The organism is Martinezella calliandrae (assembly GCF_030272695.1).
Lineage (GTDB): Bacteria > Pseudomonadota > Alphaproteobacteria > Rhizobiales > Rhizobiaceae > Rhizobium > Rhizobium calliandrae.
Genome location: NZ_JARFYN010000081.1, coordinates 1 through 19,572 on the forward strand (window position 1 = coordinate 1; position 19,572 = coordinate 19,572).

At 56.4% G+C, this 19,572-nt stretch carries 11 protein-coding genes and 4 pseudogenes; 9 read left to right on the forward strand and 6 right to left on the reverse strand.

The window, feature by feature from the left end:
- From PY650_RS33400 to PY650_RS33410, 3 genes and pseudogenes are all read left to right on the forward strand, one after another.
- Window positions 1–91: transposase domain-containing protein (locus PY650_RS33400; protein WP_285884737.1), on the forward strand; the 91-nt coding region annotated here is incomplete at its 5' end.
- 3 nt (window positions 92–94) lie between these two features.
- A pseudogene (locus PY650_RS33405) lies at window positions 95–990 on the forward strand (IS3 family transposase); the annotation flags it as partial.
- A gap of 72 nt (window positions 991–1,062) precedes the next feature.
- Window positions 1,063–1,287, forward strand: a pseudogene (locus PY650_RS33410) (DUF6429 family protein); the annotation flags it as partial.
- Here the strand turns inward: PY650_RS33410 and PY650_RS33415 are convergent.
- Window positions 1,277–1,492, reverse strand: a pseudogene (locus PY650_RS33415) (transposase domain-containing protein); the annotation flags it as partial. The pseudogenes PY650_RS33410 and PY650_RS33415 overlap by 11 nt on opposite strands.
- Between PY650_RS33415 and PY650_RS33420 the strand changes: the two are divergent.
- The 5 genes from PY650_RS33420 (at window position 1,440) to PY650_RS33440 (ending at window position 11,631) form a co-directional block, all read left to right on the forward strand.
- Complete coding sequence (locus PY650_RS33420; protein WP_285884279.1) at window positions 1,440–1,748, forward strand: transposase domain-containing protein; 309 nt, start codon at window positions 1,440–1,442, stop codon at window positions 1,746–1,748. The pseudogene PY650_RS33415 and the gene PY650_RS33420 sit on opposite strands and share 53 nt — an antisense overlap.
- Window positions 1,745–2,353: a UPF0149 family protein gene (locus PY650_RS33425; RefSeq protein ID WP_285884272.1), complete on the forward strand. Its 609-nt coding sequence runs from the start codon at window positions 1,745–1,747 to the stop codon at window positions 2,351–2,353. The genes PY650_RS33420 and PY650_RS33425 overlap by 4 nt, the downstream gene beginning before the upstream one ends.
- Window positions 2,354–2,865: 512 nt before the next feature.
- Entirely contained in the window at window positions 2,866–9,324 is a 6,459-nt protein-coding gene (locus PY650_RS33430; protein ID WP_285884273.1) for a non-ribosomal peptide synthetase, read from the forward strand.
- A 38-nt stretch (window positions 9,325–9,362) separates the two neighbouring features.
- Window positions 9,363–10,727 carry an MATE family efflux transporter gene (locus PY650_RS33435; protein ID WP_285884280.1) on the forward strand — a complete coding sequence of 455 codons (1,365 nt, stop codon included), beginning with the start codon at window positions 9,363–9,365 and terminating at the stop codon, window positions 10,725–10,727.
- Window positions 10,728–10,920: 193 nt separating this feature from the next.
- On the forward strand, window positions 10,921–11,631 hold the full coding sequence (locus PY650_RS33440; RefSeq protein WP_285884274.1) for a 4'-phosphopantetheinyl transferase family protein: 711 nt from the start codon (window positions 10,921–10,923) through the stop codon (window positions 11,629–11,631).
- Between the two features lie 313 nt (window positions 11,632–11,944).
- Here the strand turns inward: PY650_RS33440 and PY650_RS33445 are convergent.
- Window positions 11,945–12,064: pseudogene (locus PY650_RS33445) on the reverse strand (ATP-binding protein); the annotation flags it as partial.
- Window positions 12,060–13,532: a recombinase family protein gene (locus PY650_RS33450; RefSeq protein WP_285884275.1), complete on the reverse strand. Its 1,473-nt coding sequence runs from the start codon at window positions 13,530–13,532 to the stop codon at window positions 12,060–12,062. The gene PY650_RS33450 and the pseudogene PY650_RS33445, both read right to left, overlap by 5 nt.
- Before the next feature lie 278 nt (window positions 13,533–13,810).
- Here PY650_RS33450 and PY650_RS33455 point away from each other — a divergent pair, with 278 nt between their 5' ends.
- Window positions 13,811–15,145 carry an ISNCY family transposase gene (locus tag PY650_RS33455; RefSeq protein ID WP_285884276.1) on the forward strand — a complete coding sequence of 445 codons (1,335 nt, stop codon included), beginning with the start codon at window positions 13,811–13,813 and terminating at the stop codon, window positions 15,143–15,145.
- 689 nt (window positions 15,146–15,834) lie between these two features.
- Here the strand turns inward: PY650_RS33455 and PY650_RS33460 are convergent.
- The 3 genes from PY650_RS33460 to PY650_RS33470 all read right to left on the reverse strand — a co-directional run.
- Window positions 15,835–16,584 (reverse strand): hypothetical protein, encoded by a 750-nt coding sequence (locus PY650_RS33460; protein ID WP_432761616.1) that lies wholly within the window; start codon window positions 16,582–16,584, stop codon window positions 15,835–15,837.
- A gap of 46 nt (window positions 16,585–16,630) precedes the next feature.
- The gene (locus PY650_RS33465; protein WP_285884277.1) at window positions 16,631–18,127 is read right to left on the reverse strand and encodes a hypothetical protein; all 1,497 of its coding nucleotides are present in this window, start codon (window positions 18,125–18,127) and stop codon (window positions 16,631–16,633) included.
- A gap of 27 nt (window positions 18,128–18,154) precedes the next feature.
- A partial coding sequence (locus PY650_RS33470) for a thioesterase domain-containing protein (protein WP_285884278.1) occupies window positions 18,155–19,572 on the reverse strand: 1,418 nt, incomplete at its 5' end.

A 19,572-nucleotide genomic window follows, 5' to 3' on the forward strand; every position in this document is an offset into this window, starting at 1 on the left:
CCAAACACTGACCCGCATCGCAAATGGCTGGCCAGCCTCTGATATCGAGCAGCTCATGCCGTGGAACTTCAGCGCAGACGCTATCGGCTAACCGCTTACGTTAGAGAATGATTTTTTATCCAGTGCGCTCGGCAAAGCCGGATTGCTGAGCGGAAAGAAATGATCAATCGCGAGCACAAACTGTCGGTCGTGCGCCAGGCGAAGCTTCTCGGGTTCAGTCGTGGCAGCGTCTATTATTCGCCGCGTCCTGCGTCAGACGGCGATCTGGCTCTGATGCGGCGGATCGACGAACTGCATCTCGATTATCCCTTCGCCGGAAGTCGCATGTTGCAAGGGCTTTTGAAGGCGGAAGGGCTTGTCGCGGGGCGGCTACACGTCGCGACGCTGATGAGGAAGATGGGCATCGAGGCGATTTACCGTCGTCCCAATACGTCGAAACCGGCACCCGGTCATAAGGTCTATCCATATCTGCTCAAGAAGCTGGCGGTCACCAGACCCAACCAGGTCTGGGCAATGGACCTGACATACATCCCCATGGCGCGGGGCTTCGTGTATCTCTGCGCCGTCGTCGATTGGTTCAGTCGCCGAGTGCTTTCATGGCGGCTGTCGATCACGATGGAGACGGCCTTTTGCATTGAAGCGGTCGAGGAAGCTCTTTGCCGATATGGCAGGCCAGAGATCTTCAATACCGACCAGGGATCACAGTTCACCTCCATCGACTTCACCTCAGTGCTTAAGAAGGCCGGGATTGAAATCTCGATGGATGGCAAGGGCGCATGGCGCGACAACGTCTTCGTCGAGCGCCTCTGGCGGTCGATCAAATACGAGGAGGTCTATCTCCATGCCTACAAGACCGTGTCCGAGGCTCGCGCTGGCATCGGCCGCTATCTGACCTTTTATAATACCAGACGCCCACATTCATCCCTTGACCGGCAGACGCCGGATCAGGCTTACTTCAACGCGTTGACGCCAATGATGGTGGCGGCATAATCGAGGCGGAAATCCACTTAGCGTAACGCCCGGAACTGTTCAGACAAACCGAGCCACCTCTAACATCGGTTCATGGAGATCGATGAGGACAAAATCGACGACGCAGTTTTGGTGTTGCTATGGTTGACGCTGCATAACGAGCGTTGCGCCTGGAAGGGTTTTGATTGGGCAACGACGGATCGGCTTCACAAGAAGGGCATGATCGGCGACCCAGTCAACAAGTCGAAGTCATTGGTGTTGACCGATGAAGGCCTGGAGCGCGCGGAAGCGTTGTTCCGGAAGCTGTTTACGCGGCCGTCGCAACAGCGGTCTTTTGTGCCTTCCATTCCCATGGAAGGAGTTCGCGCAGGTGAGAGACGGGAAGATCGGCGATACGGGCGAGCACGTCGGCGAGCCATGCTTTGGAATTGACGTCGTTGAGACTGCAGGTGGTGATGACGGTGAGCATGATGGCGGCACGATCGGCTCCACGCTGGGGACCGGCGAAGGTCCAATTCCGGCGCCTATGGAAATATTTCCATAGAAGGCGCAACTCGCTGTTTGCTGGCAGTTGCGGGGAAGCAGAAAGCTGGGCGGTCCTCGCGTCTCTTCTTCAAACAGCCCGGCTCAACGAACTTGATCCCTATAAATCGCTAGTTGACGTCCTTGAAAAGATCGTCCTCAACGACGTGAAAAGCCACGAGCTTGATCAGCTTTTGGCCGGGAATTGGAAAAAGCAACGAGAGGCGGAAGGGAAATCCTTGGCGAGAGCAGCGTGAAACGACCCCGGCGCCTACCGATAATGTCGCTTGACGAGCTGGAGGGCTGGTTCGACACGGCCAAGCCAGCACCGCATTGCAGGGGCGTCTCCATGTTGAACGGCTTTCTGACGGGGCTGGCCGCAGGGCCGGTCTTCCTGCTGCCCAATGACTGGATGTGGCATGTTGTCGGCGAACACGAGCAGCGAGCATTCATCGGCAACAAAATACAGGCTGTCATTGATACGATCGTTGATCACTACAACCTGATAGCCCACCAGCTCACCAGAGCTGGTGCTTATGCGCCGATCTACATGCGTACGGATGACGAGGAGGTTCTCGCTGGTGATTGGGCGGATGGGTTCTTTGGCGCGATGAACCTCAGCCTTGAGCAATGGTCACCGCTGTTTGCGGATAAGAAGGCCGGCGAGCCGCTCCTTATCATCTTGACGCAAACCACCGATCCGCAACAGGCTGAGATCATTACGACGGCTTACCCTAAGCCACCGGAAGCCCAACTGCTGTTTAAAGAAGCCTGGCGAGCGTTACCCAAAGCCGTCGAGGCCATTTACGCCTATAGCAAGCCCCTGCGCTTTAACCCCGCCGCTCCTGCAAACCAGGCTTAGTAAGATATCAGCATGAGTATCATGCTTATGCTGATAACTGCAGAAGATCCCACGAGCCCGCAAACGCGACAAGGCCGTCAATACAAATAGCCGTGGGGCGCTCGTGCCGGATACGCTTATTCCGTCATACCGGTAACAAACGACGCGGCGCGACAGAGCCCCGCGTTTCGTCTCCGCCGTTTTTGAATGCAATGGAGAATGCAGATTGTGACCGTAACGCCTATCGGCACACCGGTGCCACAACCTGCACCCGCCGTCGTTCGTTGATGGCCCTGCCCCCTCCTCCAAGAAAACACAAGTGCGCCGCCTCCATTGTCGGGTTCGTCAATTTCGCGACACCCCCCTGTCCGATGTAATCCTATCTCACCTTCGTTAACCAATTGAAACACAACGATGATTTTTGCCTCAGCGCCCTCGGCATAACTGGCATGACTTTTGAAGCTTTCTCGATATCGACAGGACAGGAATTGCCAGCGGTGAGCAACTCACCGCCGCGACCTACGAGGAAACTTATGCTCAACGAAGGCCGGACTGCGAAGTCCGAAATTGTCGGAAGCCAGCTCATCGAGTTAGTCGCAGCTATAGATGAAATTGCCGTGTCGTTCCCGGACAGCATAGCGATTAAGCACGGCGGGGAAGAACTGACATATGGTGACCTGCGCGTGCAGTCGGATCGAATTGCGAGCACGCTGCGGGAGCGCTGCGCGCAGGTCATTGGCTATTGCGGTGAACGAAACCTCCATTGGGCAACCACCGTCGTCGCAATTCTGAAAAGCGGCTCAACATATTTGCCGCTCGATCCATCCTTGCCGGCCTCGCGCATTTCTTCGATGATCGAACAGAGTGAATGCACCCTGGTCATCGGGCCGGAAAGACCTGACGCGCTCGGTCTGTTTCAGGAAAACGGCAACTACAGCCGAGAATTCTTAACGGTGCAGACAGCGCTACTCGGCGGCCGTGCCTCTGCTGCGATGCCGACTTCGGTTGAAAGCCGTCTCGCTTACATTCTTTTTACGTCCGGCTCGACGGGCAAACCCAAGGGAGTGATGGTCAAGCGCGTAGGCTTAAACAACCATTTGATGGCCAAGATAGATGCACTCGAGCTCAGCGATAAGGACTGTGTCGCACAAACTGCTGCGCCCGGCTTTGACATCTCACTATGGCAGCTTTTGGCAGGGTTATGTGTCGGCAGCCGCATCGCGATCATAGATGACGCGACAGTGAGATCTCCGATGGCCCTTCTTGAGGCCCTGCAGGCACATCGCGTAACAATTGTCCAGTTTGTCCCATCGGTGCTCGCGGTATTCGTCGAATATCTGCAGACCCTCTCAGCCAACGAGCGGCTTCTTGGCGTCTTACGCATGGTGTCCACGGTCGGCGAGCCGCTGACGCCTGCATTGGCGCGCGGTTGGCTGACACTCTATCCTCAAATACCAATTCTCAATCACTACGGCCCGACTGAATGTGCGGATGGAGTCACGCATCATTTGGTATCTCTCCCGCCCAGCACAGCCGACGCCTATGTCCCCATCGGTAAGCCGATTGCCAACCTTAAGGTTTATATCGCCAACGGGTTGCGTCTGTGCAAGACGGGAGAAGTTGGGGAAATTTGTGTTAGTGGAGCCGGTGTCGCTGATGGTTACGTCAACGACAAGGGGCGTACCAGGGAAGCCTTTTCGGCAAATCCCTTCTCGGAGCACCCATCGTATCGGCAGCTCTACAAGACCGGCGATCTCGGACGCCTCAGGGCAGACGGCCTGCTGGAGTGCCTTGGTCGACGAGATCGTCAGATCAAGATCCGCGGGCACCGGATCGAACTTGGAGAGATCGAGTCTCGCCTCAGCGCCCATCCTTTGGTAAATGCCGCTGCCGCTATTGCACCCGTCGCAGAGAGCTTGAAGCTCACGGCTCGGGATATAAGCAACAGCGACCGACAAACAGGACCACGACGAATCGTGGCCTATGTGTCGGCGTCTGCCGAACTTTCGGAGCGTGAACTCAGGAGCTTTGTTGCCGAAGCGCTTCCTGCCTACATGCTGCCGGAACGCATCATTCGCGTCGACCGGATTCCTGTTACCCGAAACGGGAAGGTGGATCTCGCGTCCTTGCCTGATCCGACGACCATTCGGCCCGAGCTGCCGAATCCCTTCGAGGAACCAAAGACGGAACTCGAAAGCACCCTACGGGATATTTGGTCTAGCGTTCTTCGGATCAAGGATATCGGCGTCAGCGACCAATTTATGGACCTCGGAGGCGACTCGCTCCGAGCGATGCTTATATTGGCTCAGGTTCAGAGGCAGCTCGGGACAAAGGTGGACTTCAGGATCGTCCTGAATGGGACCGTCAGGTCGCTTGCGACGTCGATATCAGGCCAGTCCGGCACGACGCAGACGGTGCTACCAGCTTGCGGGAAGCTCAAACGATCACCCCTGACGCGAGTGCAGGAACACCTTTGGTTTCTCTGGCAGCTCGATCCGACCGCAAAAAACTACATGATTCAGGGCGGTGTGCATATCCGAGGTGCCATCGATCTGATCGCGTTCAATAAAGCCTGGAGCGACGTTGTTCAGACGCATGACGCGCTTCGCGCACGTTTCATCGACGAGGACTGGCCGGTTCAGATTTTTGATGATCCGCCGAGCGCCGATCCGGAGTTGATAGACGCCACCCACCTAAGTGAACGGCAGGCCGAGGAACTTGTGACGGAACTGCGACGGACGGAGCTCAACAACCCTTTTGATCTCAGTCAGGGCCATTTGTTTCGAGCGCGGATGATCCGTCTTGGCGCGGACGATCACCTCATGCTGATAACCGGGCACGAAATCATCATAGATGCATGGTCAATTTCGGTCCTGCTCAGAGATTTGCAAACGAGATACTCCCAAGCCGCCGCCTTCTCTCCGACGGATCGCCCATCACTGTCGACCTATGCGCTCTGGGAAAGTGCCAATGTTACGCCGGAGTCGTTGAAGGGCCAACGCCGCTATTGGCGTCGGCAAATAGGCGACAATCCTCCCGTACTTTCGATCGGGAACGATCGAGTGCGGCCGAAAGTGGGTTCCAACCGCGGGAACTCGCATGCGGTTCTTCTTGGCGACGAGCTGTCTGACCACGTGCGAGACTTTGCGCGCCGGCAAAGGTGCACGACTTCGGCTGTCCTGTTGGCATGTTTCAAGCTTCTATTGCGCATGTATAGCGGCCAAGACGACGTTGTCGTTGGCATGCCGCACGTCGTGCGTAGCCAACCAGGCACCGAGGAAATCGTGGGCTTTTTCCTCAACATGCTGCCAATCCGAACGAAGATCGACATCAATCAGTCTTTTGCGGCTCACGTAGCTCACGTGCAGGACCTCATAAGCGATGCCATCGCGAACTCGGACTATCCATTCAGCTGGATGGTCAGAGATACCCGGTTCCTGCGCGAACATGGTCGATCGCCGATCTTCCAAGTCATGTTCAACATGTACTCCGAGCCTCCGGAGCCATTGGGCAAGCGCGATCTGGAACTGACATTTCGCGAATACGACACGGGTTACGTTAAGTTCGACCTTACCCTTTATGCACAAGACGAAGGCGATGAAATTGCAATGCAACTGGCTTATGCGCAAGACACATTCTCAAGCGATGTGATCGCTCGCATGGCCGATAATCTTCGCCATCTCATTGCTGCCTGTGTCGAGAGGTCTGCCGAGCAGATTGTCGCCCTGAGCGGCCCCAGCCCGTCGGAAATCGCCATCCTAAACTCGCTCAAGGGCGACGAGCAGTCATTCGAGAAGGAGCCTTCGCTTGTGGAGGCGTTCAATCAGGTAAGCGCTTCAAACAGCGATCGGGTGGCGTACTTCGGCGAGTTCGGAGCAATCACGTTTGGCCAACTGCACCACCGAATGGCTACAATCCAGTCGCTTCTGCGAACTTGCGGGGTGGGAGCGGATGACATCGTTGCCATGCTGGTCGACCGGTCGCCGGATGTAGCGGCAACAACCTTGGCAATCAGGAATTTGCAGGCAACGATCGTGCCGATCTCGCCTGATTACCCAAGGGAACGGGTCGGCCACATCGTAAGACATAGCGGCGCGAGGCTCCTTATTCATGCGGGCACGGACGCGGAGGTCGATTTCGGCGTGCCGTGCGTTGATCTGGCTGTCCTCCAAGCTGCATCCGGCCCTGGCCGGGTCTGGCACCGAACTGTCGAGTTGCCCAATCAGGACGCAGCGAGCTTAATTTACACTTCATCCTCGACTGGGAAGGCGAAGGGCGTTCTCGTACCCGAATCTGCGATACTCAACCGGCTGAACTGGATGTGGCGATGCTTCCCTTTCGACGGCTTCGACGTGATGGTGGCACAGAAGTCAGCGACACTCATTGCCGCGCTATGGGAGTATTTTGGAGGGCTGCTGAAGGGAGTGCCCACGCTGATCCTGACGCAGGAGCAGGTGCTCGACCCCGACCTCTTGTTGAGGGCATTGGCACAGCATCGCGTCACGCGGTTGTTTGCCGCTCCGCCCATTCTGTCCGGTTTAATCGCTTCTCAAAAGCGACATCCGGAAACAACCAACTTGCGCCTGGTCACAAGCAGCGCCGAACTGATGCCGCCATCGCTTCCGATTCGCTGGCGAGAGTGCTTTCCAGATGTGCCGCTGTGGAATTTTTACGGCACGACCGAGTGCGCGTCCAATGCAGCAGTGTACCGAACATCAGACGCCGACGACGGCTCTTCAGCTGTGCCGGTCGGGCGCCCGATCGACAATGTAAAAGTCTACGTTCTTGACGCACACTTGAAGCAGGTTCCCGTCGGAGTCGCAGGTGAACTCTGCGTTGCCGGACGCTGCGTGAGCACCGGGTATTGGAAGGATCCAGAGCGAACAAAACACCGTTTCGTTTCAAATCCGTACGACGAAAGTCAATACAGCATCCTTTATCGCAGCGGTGATATCGCCCGCGTCTCCGCCAAAGGCCTCCTGGAGATTTGCGGTCGAGCAGATAACCAAATTCAGCTTCGGGGTTTCCGAATTGAGCTGGAGGAACTTGAAGCCGCGCTCGTCGCTCATTCCGGCGTTGCGCAGGCCGCCGCATTTGTCCAGGGCGAGGACGATGATCGGCGACTGGTTGCCCTTGTGGTCCCAGCTCTCGACGGCCTGACCTCTGGAGCCATCGTGAACCACCTGCGGCAGACACTGCCCTCCTACATGATTCCGTCGGATGTTCGGATCGTGCACCGTATGCCGCTCACCGCGAGCGGGAAGATAGATCGGGCGCGTCTCTCGTCCGTCTCGTCCCGCAAGATGCGAAGGAGCAAATCCGCTAAGCCACGGACGGAGAGGGAGCGACTCCTTGCCGATATCTGGCACGAGCTGTTGGGCGCCAAATCTGTCGGCATCGATGATAGCTTCTTTGATATCGGCGGAAATTCGCTCCTCAGCGTTCGGTGCGTTACACTGGCGCGTAAAGCGGGGCTGAACTTGACTGTCAGCCAACTGCACCGGACACCAACAATCCGCGAGCTGGCAACGCACCAGACCTCGGCCACGACTTGTGCCGAGCCCGTTTCCGATGACCCGCTACCAATGACCCCTGCAGTCTCACATTGGAATAGTCGTGTCGGAATCGGCGATCACTACAACATCGGCGATCTCTTCTTCATGCCCGCCGGCCTCTTGAATGTCTCCACTCTTGAACATGCGCTTGCGCATGTCATCGGCCGGGAGGAAGGACTGCGGCTCCGCATCGTGCAAACAGAGAACGGCCTCTCTCAAGTGATCGGATCGATACCCCAAGCCCTCGTAGAGGAAATAGACCTTGTCGGTGTAGACACATCGGAACAACTCGCGGTCATTGAGCGCTCCTGTGCGGAGCGTCAGCGCTCGTTTCGATTTGACGGTCGCACACCCCTTATCAAGGTCTCAGCTTTCCGGACGTCGGAAAGCGGCGATTACTATTTGCTCGTTCTGCTGCATCACTTCGTAGCAGACGGGGTCGGATATAGATTGTTCCTGAATGCACTGGACGCAGCTTACAATTCGTTTGCTGCCGGCCAAACCGGAGCGGTTACAGAGACCACGAGCCTGACCCAATGGCTGAAGCGTTTGGACAGATACGCGAATGGCGAAGCCGAAACGGAGCTCGAGCACTGGGAAGGCATTCGATATGAACGGTTTGACATGGGTGTGAGCGACGCCGGGTCCTGTGCGGCGGGCTTTTCAACCGAAACGGCCAAACGGCTCCACCATGCAGGTTCTGAGAAGTATATCGATGAAGACTTCTGCACGCCACTCTGGAAAGATCAGGCGACACATCATCTAAGGATCGATGAGAAGACAACGGGGAAACTTCTCAAGGTTGCGGCGAGTTCTGCGTATTGCGAGGATTTTGATCTCGTGCTTGCGGCTATTTCGGGGGCATTTGGCCGCGCTTTTGGAAATTATTCCCTCTGGATTGACAGCCTCACCTCGACGAGGGGACATCTATTCGATGATATCGACCCGTCTCAAATCATCGGTTATGTCGGTGAACTGGTGCCGCTTCCGTTATTCCTTAGCGGAATGGAGTCTCGTCTGGACCGCGCCCGCTCCATATATCGGCAACGCAGCTCACTGCCGCGCCAAGGCATAGGTTTCCGTGCTCTGAAGTTCTTGAACCAGAATCCCGCTTTGCGTAAGCGGATCGATCGTCTGCCGTTACCCCGCATCGGGCTAAACTATCGAGCTAGGCTGCAACATCATTATCCCCGCCATCTGCTACGCAAAGATCCAGACCCATTGTGGCTCGGCGAAGATATGGATCAGTCAGTTATGAACTACCTCTTCTGGTTTCGCATCGGATACCAATCGGGCGAACTACGAATCGAAACGAGATATGATCCACGACAAGTTGGCTTCGAAACGACCCGCAATCTCTGCACAATCTTCCGCGACGAACTCCTCCAGATTGTCGATGCATTAGGAGTGAATGCACAACGGGCCAACTACGGATGAGACCGCCGGAGCGATCGATGAAGAGCAACGAAGAGCGCATGGCTTCGCCGGCGGAGCATACCAGTTTCTTGGAGGGCAAGGTGTCCAGCCTCATCATGCGGCTTGCCATTCCCTCCATTATCGGCTTGTCGATCAATGCACTTCAGCAGTTCGTGAATGCAATCTTTGTCGGAAGGCTCGGCGCGCAGGCTATCGCCGCCGTCAGCATAGCTTTGCCCTTGGTCGTCCTGCTGACCGCAGTTGGGCAGGGGATCGGCGTCGGCACGGCATCGTTCGTGTCGCGCAATCTTGGCGCCGGCAATTCTTTGGAGGCGAATCGCGGCGCGAGCTTGGCGCTCGCTCTAGCGGCTCCGATCGGAGTTGCACTTACCGGCGCTCTGCTTTTCAGTCTGCGCGACGTCCTCGCTTTGCTCGGCGCCGGTCCGACAATAATGCCGGCTGCACTCGACTACGCATCGACGCTCCTATTTGGTTACACTCTGATACTGTTGAATATGGTTAACGGCTTTATCGTGAGGGCTGAGGGCAATACACGCTTCAGCATGTGGACCATGATTACGGCTTTTGCGCTGAATGCCCTGCTCGATCCGATACTGATTTTTTCCCTGCATCTCGGAATTCGTGGGGCGGCGCTCGCAACATTTTCGTCGCAGCTCGCCGCCACCGGCCTTTACGTTCTATATTTCGTGAAGCAACTGGGAATTGTCCGTGTCCGGCCCTCCTACATAACTTTGAAGGGTGACCGCGTAAAACAGCTCGCCGCCATTGGAGCTCCTGCAACCATCACCGGCATTTTGTCTGCTGTTGCGTTCGTGCTCTTGAACAGGGCCGCTGCACAATTCGGCGACAATTCCGTTGCCGCGGTGGGCATAGCTGCACGATTGTTGACAATCGGGGCCCTCCCAATCATGGGCCTATGCATAGGCTCCCAGGCGGTTCTCGGTTTCAGCTGGGGAGCACAGGATTTCGCTCGGGTACAGAGGGCTGCGAAGTTCATGCTCTCCATAGCCGTTGCATTTTCAGCTACCTTTTCTGCCGTGGTCGTGATTTTCGCTCGGCCAATCGTCCGACTTTTCAGCAGTAGCGAGGACTTGACTGAAATCGCTGTCTCGACCTGCTTTATGTTCCATCTCTTTTTCGGGCTTTTTGGTGTTCAGTATGTAGCGATAACGATGCTTCAGTCCTTCGGGAAAGCACGTCTGAGTGCGGTCGTTTCCTTCGCGAGGCAAGGATATCTGTTCGTACCAGCCATACTGCTATTGCCCGCAATTTGGGGCTTCAAAGGACTATTAATCAGCCAGGCAACTGCTGAGCTCGTCGCCGGGCTGCTTGCGGTGTTTGTCATAATCAGGCAGTTCGGCGATATCAAAGGAATGCTCGTTTCCCGGCGAGCGGTTGGTTAAGGCTGAGAGTTGATGCGAATGTAGCGATGATCACGGATCCGCTTGGGATTGACCCAGCCAATCCAAAAACGAGGGTCATGCTTACCCATGGCAATTTGATTTTAACGCCGAGGGCGAGAATGCGCCAATCCGCCAGCGCGATTTTTCACGAGTTCCCGAACAAGTAGGATGTGCTCGAGTGAGAGGAAATCTCATGCTAGAAAAGCTGCTCCCGCCTAATGTCGCTGTGCAAACTTCTCGAGCAAGTGACGGCCCCGAAATCCAAGTGATGGCCGAAGAAGAGAGTGCAATTGCCACAGCGATCAAAGGCAGAAGGCGTGAATTTTCGATCGGGCGGGCATGTGCCAGGGCGGCACTGTGCAAACTTGGCTTTCCGTCTTGTCCGGTCCCAAGCGGGCCTAACAGGGAACCGCTTTGGCCGTCTGGAATCGTTGGCAGTATAACTCATTGCGTCGGATTCTATGCAGCGGCGGTGGCCATGAAGAAGGACTTCATTGCGCTTGGAATCGATGCCGAAGTCGATGCGGAGCTGCCCACAGGAGTATTGTCGCTCATTTCGAGCGACGAGGAGCGACATTGGATCGCGAATGCATCCGGGCATGTCAATTGGGGACGGCTGCTCTTCAGCGCTAAGGAGAGCATCTTCAAGGCGTGGTTTCCGCTTACACGTGAATGGCTGGACTTCGAGGATGCCGTGGTCACCATCATTCCGGACGACGGCTCATTCGTCGCTCAGCTTCCACACACGTGCGTGCCGGCAAAGGATTGTCCACGGGAACTCCGCGGCCGCTTCATGATTTCAAATGGCCTAATACTAACCGCAGTATTGCTTGACGGCCCGCAACCATTGGATGAATCTTTTGCGGTTGAATGGGTCGCAGCAGACGGCGTCGAGCCTGGATAATAAGGCGTTGCGGGGTTTGCTCCATGGCACAGCGAAGTTTCAACACGCACACACAAGACCAACTTTCTTCGGACCGGTTCGACAGACAATCTCGGCTTTGACTGTTTTAGTGTCGGCCGCTGCGATGCTTTAAAATGTGTCGAGGAGTATGGCGAGCGCATGAGAATAAGCCGCTGCTTTGATGGCGTGCCGATTCCGATGAAGCCGCCCCTTTGTTCCGAGATGATTGCGCCCCTTGATTCCGGGATGATCTCGCCCCCTTTTTAGTGGGGTCTGCAGGCGATGATTGTTGTCAGTTCATTTAGGCAGGGTGTCAAGCTTTTCGGGGCAGGTTTCGGCGTAGGCTATCGCCGCTCAATTCGATGCGATGAGCGTTGTGAACGAGGCGATCCAGTATGGCATCGGCGTAAGTCGGGTCACCGATGATTTCATGATGCCTGTTTCCTCGATCGTCTATTGCGTTGAGCGCGAGCGCGTAGAATGTCGATCTGGTCCTCCGTCAGTTCGATCTGCCATGGTTGTCCTTTCACTAGCTGCCGGCCTTGAATCAGGCCTCGTGCCAGGTATTTGAAGATGGTCTGCGGCGTAATGCCAAGAGCTGCAGCAACTCCTTGAACGGAATAGGTTCCGTCTGGCCACCTGACGGGGTTGGAGCTCGTTCCGTTGATTTTGACGGTTGGAATGCCCCAACGCCTGCGCAAGAGCCAGACATTGTCACCTTTGAAGGCGCAATTCTGTGCGGCACGGAAGCCTTCCGCGTTCAGTACCGACGCAATTTCCTTGTCCATTTTGCCTGCGGCGTTCAGCTCCGTCACGCGCGCTCGTAATTTGTCGATATCGATATAGTCGCCATAGGTATGAACGCGCCTTTGGACAGAGTGCTCGCTCGTCGCTCCCGTTTGCCACAAGATCTTGATCCAGACCTGTCCTTGCAGCCGTTTTTGATCGAGAACGACCTCGCAGATAATGAGGCGTAAGATGCTCTTTCGCTCGGCCGCCGTGGTCGATGGGGCATGCCAGATGCCAGGCAGGTTCTCTCCGAGTGCCAGTAACCCGTCGCGATCTGCCTCGCTGAGAACCAGGGGCTCGTCGGACCGCCACCGTTCATAGTCCTGCTCGATAGCCTCGGCCGCGCGCAACTTTTCCTCCCATCCGCGTTCCAGCGAACGGGCCACCAAGCGGTTCTCTGGCTCGACTGCATCATATTGGCGCCGTGCCCTTTCCGCCTCGTAGCGCGCACGTTCGCGCCGCAGAGCCCATTGACGCTCGAGTTGACGGGCCTCCTCTTCCATCTGGCCCAGTGCGGCGACGGCGATAGCAATCCTGTCCGGCGTCAAAGCCTTAAGTAGAATGCTTTCGACGCGTGCATCGACCGGCAGAGCGCGCACCTCCTGGCATAACGGCCCTCCGTCGTGGCCGCGGTCGGCGCGGCATGCGTAGACGGGATAGTTTCCCGCAGGGCCGCTATAGCGCAAACTCATCCGGCGACCGCACCGCCCGCAGACAGCGATGCCCTGCAGCAGCGCGGCGCCCTTGCGCGGCACGCCCGAATGGCCGGCTTCGTAGCGGTTGATGTTGTTCTCCAATCGCCGTTGGTTCTCCATGAATTGCTCCCAGCCGATGTAACCAGGATGGGCCGCTTCCAAACAGACCTCCCAGTCCGCGATGGGGACCTTAGTCGTCCGCGGTCGATAAACGTCCTGACGAACGCGTCCGCCGGTCTGCCGCCGCCGACCATAGACATAGGCCCCAGCATAGCCGGGATTATGGAGAATGCTGAGCACGCGCGGGTTGCTGGCCTCACGCCAAACCACTTCGTGCGGCGCCGGACCACGAAGGGGACGCATTGGCAACGGCAAATTCTCCTTGCGTAGATAGCGCATCACCGCTCGCGCGCTCAAGCGAACAAGCCGGCCTCGTCGGAGGTTTCCACTGAACGAATGCCGGCGAGGATCTTCTGTTGTTCAAACGTCATGATCTCCACCTATCTACCCCTCTAAGCTTTCCGAACCAGAACCGCAGCCGTACGCTCTAGTCTAGTGCCTGTCCATAAACAGCAAGCTTTTGGAATTATTGCGAAAATCGCGTTTTTTGTTCGGGCAAGGCCCGGCGGTTTTGGGTACACTTTAGCATCAAGTCACTGATTCTAAAGACAAGCCCGCAGCCACCGGAGCCGACAATGCGCCAAGAACGCACCGTCCAGGGCAGCATATTCGATCTTTTCGCCGAGCACGACATCGGTCGTGAACTGGAGGCGATGTCGCAGTGGCTGGATGGCCATCGCGATCTTTTGAAATTGGTGGCGTCCGATCTGTGCCGACAGGGGGTCACGCAGACTGGCCGGCAGGGTTTGCCGTCGGAGGCGGTGCTACGCTGTGCCCTCCTCAAACAGTACCGCCAACTGAGCTACCAGGAACTGGCGTTTCATCTGGAAGATTCCGCCTCGTTTCGGGCCTTTGCCCGGCTGCCATGGGGATGGAGCCCGAAAAAGTCGGTCTTGCACAAGACAATCAGCGCGATCCGGGCGGACACCTGGGAAGCGGTCAACAAATTGCTGCTGGCCAGCGCCCGACAAGAGAGGTTGGAAAGCGGCAAGGTCGTGCGTATGGACAGCACCGTCACGGCGGCGCTGATCCACGAACCAAGCGACAGCAGTCTGTTGTGGGACTGCTTGCGGGTGATGGTTCGTCTTCTGCAGCAGGCGGGTTCGCTTGGCAGCACCATCCCCTGGCACGATCACTGCCGCGCGGCGAAGAAGCGGGCTCGGGCGATCGAGTATACCCGCGGTCGCCCCAAACGGGTTCAGCACTACCGCGCGCTGCTCAGGATCGCCCGGAACACCCTGGGTTATCTGCAGCAGGCGGCGGCACAGTTGCCGCTGACGGCGGGTCCAGCGGGTGAACTCTGGCAGGCCCAGGTTCGCCACTATCAGCCGCTGATCGCGCAGATCGTCGCCCAGACCGAGCGGCGGGTGCTGGCAGGCGAAGCGGTGCCGGCCGGCGAGAAGCTTGTGAGCCTGTTCGAGCCGCACGCCGACATCATCGTCAAGGGCAGCCGAGACGTCGATTACGGACACAAGATCAATCTGACCACCGGCGGGAGCGGACTGATCCTCGATCTCGTCATCGAAGCCGGTAATCCGGCCGACAGCGAGCGGTTTTTGCCCTTACTGGAGCGCCACATCGCCTTCTATGGCGAAGCGCCGCGGCAGGCGGCCGCCGACGGCGGCTATGCAAGCCGTGAAAACCTGCGCCAGGCCAAGGCCTTGGGTGTTGGTGACATGGCCTTCCATAAGAAGAGCGGCCTCAAGATCGAAGATATGGTCAGGAGCCGCTGGGTGTATCGCAAGCTCAGAAACTTCCGGGCCGGCATCGAGGCCGGCATCTCCTGCCTGAAGCGAACCTATGGCCTGGCCCGCTGCACCTGGCGCGGGCTCGAGCACTTCAAGACCTACGTCTGGTCCTCGGTGGTCGCCTACAATCTCGCCCTCTTCGCCCGCCTCAGGTCGACCTGACGCCGGTCATCGCGCCGCGTTCACCACCAACACGCCGCGAGCGCCGGCCGGTACTCCACGACCCTATTGCGGCCAAATCGCCCTCCGGCCACAACCTGCAAGCCCTGTGCCATCCCACGTCCCGAAAAAACACCGCTTCAGCGGGCAAAACACCTCTAAAAACCATGAAAACAGGCGTTTATGGACGGGCACTAGTCTAGTAGGTTTTCGACTGGGACGACATGCTCCGCCGACAAGCCAGCTTTGCGACATCGAGACAACAACATCGGCGCTTCATTCTATGGGAACCTCTCTGGCTGATGCGCCTCCATCATTTCTCGAGGCAGACTTCGGCGGAATATGGCATCCATACCACCATTGGCGGCGCAACTTCCATGAGATCTGGACCCCGTACAAATCGAGGTCGCCTGGGAGGCTCTCGAGCGCAGCAATGATCGTCTTTTCTTCTCATCGGCCCTACATTCTCCAGCAAAGCCGCGCGGTTCAGATAGCCGTGTGGCGCTTGTCGCGGTGTTTCGTCGAATCGTTTAGAACCATTGAAATGGCTCGCGCCAGTTTTCGTCTGGGCTGGGCACGCATCCTGCTGAATATTTCTGGCCTACTGAGATCAATGTCGTTCCGCAACCGGAACCAACCCAGGCCGCGGGTGATCGTCAAGGGCAGGCGAACCGATCCCGACCACAAAACACCTAAAGAAAGTAACGGACCCATACATTTGGTTCCACGTAAACTCCGAGGTCTTGCTCAATTGAAATCAGTACTGGAACTAATGCTCCTTCGACGTCTATCATACCTGAATTTTGAAGCTTTGCCTGCGTCCATTGTGACCATTCGGCGATGGTGCCGACGACAGTCATGGAATATGGGGCAATCTTGTCTATTTTGCCCCCAGCGTTGAAGTGCGTTCGCAACCATGAGTCAAGCGGAGATCCGTCGTCCCGTTGCAATTTGATGTACTCGGACATTGGCATTCGTGAATAAAGGTGCTTTTGGGTTGGCCGGACAGGGACCGATATCTCGGCAAAACCCATTCTCTTTGCGCATACCTTTAGTGCGTTGAGCATCGCCAGCGCGTTGCCAATTCCTCGCGCTCTTGCGGCAAGAGTGATTTCGAGAGCGCTCATCGCAGTCGGCTTTCGATCGATTAACCGATCTTCATGGGACCACCGAATAACCTCGTCCCACCCACCGTCGGGCAATTCAGTACGTCCCTTGACATTGAATGCAAAAGGCACTCCGAAAGCACGTCCGACTACTTCGTCATCGACAACTCCGGCGAACGCATAATCCAGATAGTCAGAGAAAATAGGAGTTCCAAAGTAGAGTTTAGTTGTAGGATCGTGCCGTATGAACTCAGGCCATACATCGTTCAAATCTTTCGAAAACACCGCCGGGATCAAATCCGGGCGGGCCCGCAATGAGAAAATCTCAAGCTTCACGTTGCAACTCCATTTTACTCAGTCAATGCTGTTGTAAGCCACCAGATTACTTGGCAAGGAAGGCAGCTTTTTCCAATACGAGAAGCCCTTGTTCGATCAGGGAAGCGATCCCGCGATCTCCCTCTTCGACGGCCTTCACGATTAACCGCGCGCTGAGAGAAAGTCGCAAGGCAGAAACACGAATTCCTTGCAATTCGCCGCACGAGACTGGCTGACCTAGTTCACAGCGCATTGAGGATATCGGGTTGTGTGCTCTGCCTGCTGCGGGGCTGATGTCCTTGCGCATCTGATAATAAATCTCCTGTGTCGTTTCTGTAGACACTGGAGTTCGTTTTCCTCTCGGATCATTATGGAATAACAGAAAGGGAAAGATTGTCTGCACTTGATCCCAGGCTGCACCTTCCGCGAAGGGCCGGCACTGTAAGGCTGATTGTTCTAGGAGTTCAAATTCCTGAGTATAGTGCAGTGCGGAGACGATCGCATCGTGAAAGGCACGCACGACCTTTTCGATGTCTTCTTCTGAAATATTACGGAAAGCGCGCAAGTCCGCGAGGGCAGCTTTCCACCGCAGAAGCAACCCGAAGTTACTCGAATTGGGAAGCGAGCGGACGCCATTCCAATGCCGCGGCCATTCTGGTTGGAGGCTAGCTATCCCGACTGCGGGATTCAGCGACTGCGTCATCAATCGAGAGGCTGCTGCCTCCGGTATTAATAACATCGCCGAAAAAGCGGGACCGTTTATGAACTTGGATCCGGTAATGACGACCAAACAATTTGCAGTCAGGTAACTTTGTAGCGTGGATGGCGTCAGCCGGAATTGAGATGCATCGACAAGAATTTCGATGATATCAGGCCAACGGCGCTTTAGAGCCTGCGCTCGTATTGGACACGGCGCTAATATTCCGGTTTTGGAAACATCGGTTAACGTAATCAAAATGCGGTCGTATCGCGCCACTGCGAGCGAGACCATCGCTTCAAGTTCGTCAGCGACAACCGCAGTTGATCGCAGGCTGCAATCCTTCGCGCGGATATCTATTGATTCAACATCAACGGACTTACCGAGATCGCTTTCCGCTCCCTTCAAAGCTCCGGCGATCCCACTTCCCGTTTCGGTCGATTGAACCATAATTGCGAGTGTTTTAATCTTTGCGCTCTCATCCACTAGCCGCGCGGCAAGCATGTGTGCGTCGGTACCTGATGACGACACAATCATTTCAAGTCCTGGAAGATTTGTGAGCCTGCAGAGATCAGCGAATTCGCTGCGCAGTGTGGATATCTCCGCCATGTAAATTTCTGCGGGCTCTCTATTCCGCAAAGCCTCCAACAACCTGGTCCGAACCTCTTCGGCAGCATCGAAACCGGCTTCGGAGATCGTAGATGCCGTCGCAGAACCAAATGCAGCTAATCCGCAATCCGGAATCGGTCGGCACCCGTATTTATTGGTCATTGCTATTGGGTCGAGCTCAATTCGCTCGTCACCTCCCTTGGTGAGCAGCTCAAAGGTAGATGGAAGATAAATGTCGTGCCGAAATGAATGGATCATCAGGCTACATCCCTCTCTCGATCATTGCTAAGGCTCGTTTACGTCAGCCGCTAAGGCCATTGATAGTAAGAATGCTAAAACCCGGCGGTTCTTCCGATCACTCATCAGGGTTACATGATCGCCGGGAACCGGCACGGCATGAATGGCAGCGACATCTAAGACCCTGTCCCAGCCGCGCATAGGTGACGTTTCTTCCGCCGCCATTGAATCGCCGACGCGCACGCGCCGTCCCATCGAAGGCTCGCTGGCGTAAAATTGATGTACCTCGACTGGCAAAGCTGGAACGTTATAAGACTGCAGCGCTTGATGAAACTGCGCATACATCGACGCCGTATCGTAGAGTCCATGGTCTTCCGCTATTGCACCGATTTCCTCAGCTTTCTGGAGCAACTCAGTAATTGAGCAATCTTTGGCAACACGCTCCAGGAAGTAGAAGCGTTCATCATCTAGCGTTTCGAGAGGCTCGAAAATCATCTCTAGCGCGATTTGCGCATCCGAAATGCTTGGTGGAGTAGCGGGGAGGCTGGCATCAATCAAAGCCATGAATTGCACAGCATCATCGACGCTTAGTAAGTGTTGGGCAATTGCATAAGCCAAGATTGCCCCTGATGAATATCCAGCAAGACGGTACGGGCCTTGCGGCTGGATTTTTTTTATAACCGGAGCTACCTGCGCAGCTATTCCTTCGAGCGTTGGCGGATCATTTTGGTTGAACGATGGCCATGGCAGAGCATACACAGGGCAGTCTATTTCCATGTCTTTCACCAGGGGTAGAACATATGAATAATCTCCATAACCAGTCGGAACGAAGAACAGTGGTGATCGAGATCCCGTCGTCCGAACGGGCAGGACTCCAGGTATATGACGGAGGTGGTCCAATTGAACTTTCGACGCAAGTTCCTTCAGAACAGGCGCTTGGAAGAGGTTAGCGGCGTTAAGCTTAAGCCCAAGATCGAAGGCGCGACTGAGCAACTGCACGGCCATGAGCGAGTGTCCGCCGAGTTCGAAGAAGTTGTCGTGACGTCCGACCCGCTCGAGGCCGAGCAGCTCTTGCCAGATCGCGGCCAGCGTCGTCTCGACCTCGCCCTGCGGCGCCTCATAGGCGCGCCGTGCATAGGCGGCGTCGTCGGGAACCGGCAGCGCCTTGCGATCGAGCTTGCCGTTCGCCGTCAGCGGCAGCGCCGCCAGCTTCATGAAGGCCGATGGCACCATGTAATCGGGCAGCAGGCTACCCAGATGGGCGCGCAAGGAGGCAGCAAGCGCACTTCCATCCTCGTCGTCCGATTCGGCCTCGGGCGCACAGACCACATAGGCGACGAGGTGCTTGTCGCCGGTGCGGTCCTCTTGCGCCACCACGACGGCCTCGCGCACCAGGGCATTCTCGCAAAGCCGTGCGGCGATCTCGCCCGGCTCGATGCGGAAGCCGCGGATCTTCACCTGCTCGT

What these genes read in the sequence shown, in the direction of transcription:
- PY650_RS33420 (WP_285884279.1), top strand. Translation starts at nt 1,440, where the DNA reads ATGGCGGCACGATCGGCTCCACGCTGGGGACCGGCGAAGGTCCAATTC.
- PY650_RS33430 (WP_285884273.1), top strand. Translation starts at nt 2,866, where the DNA reads ATGCTCAACGAAGGCCGGACTGCGAAGTCCGAAATTGTCGGAAGCCAG.
- PY650_RS33435 (WP_285884280.1), top strand. Translation starts at nt 9,363, where the DNA reads ATGGCTTCGCCGGCGGAGCATACCAGTTTCTTGGAGGGCAAGGTGTCC.
- PY650_RS33440 (WP_285884274.1), top strand. Translation starts at nt 10,921, where the DNA reads ATGCTAGAAAAGCTGCTCCCGCCTAATGTCGCTGTGCAAACTTCTCGA.
- PY650_RS33455 (WP_285884276.1), top strand. Translation starts at nt 13,811, where the DNA reads ATGCGCCAAGAACGCACCGTCCAGGGCAGCATATTCGATCTTTTCGCC.
- PY650_RS33465 (WP_285884277.1), bottom strand. Translation starts at nt 18,127, where the DNA reads ATGATCCATTCATTTCGGCACGACATTTATCTTCCATCTACCTTTGAG.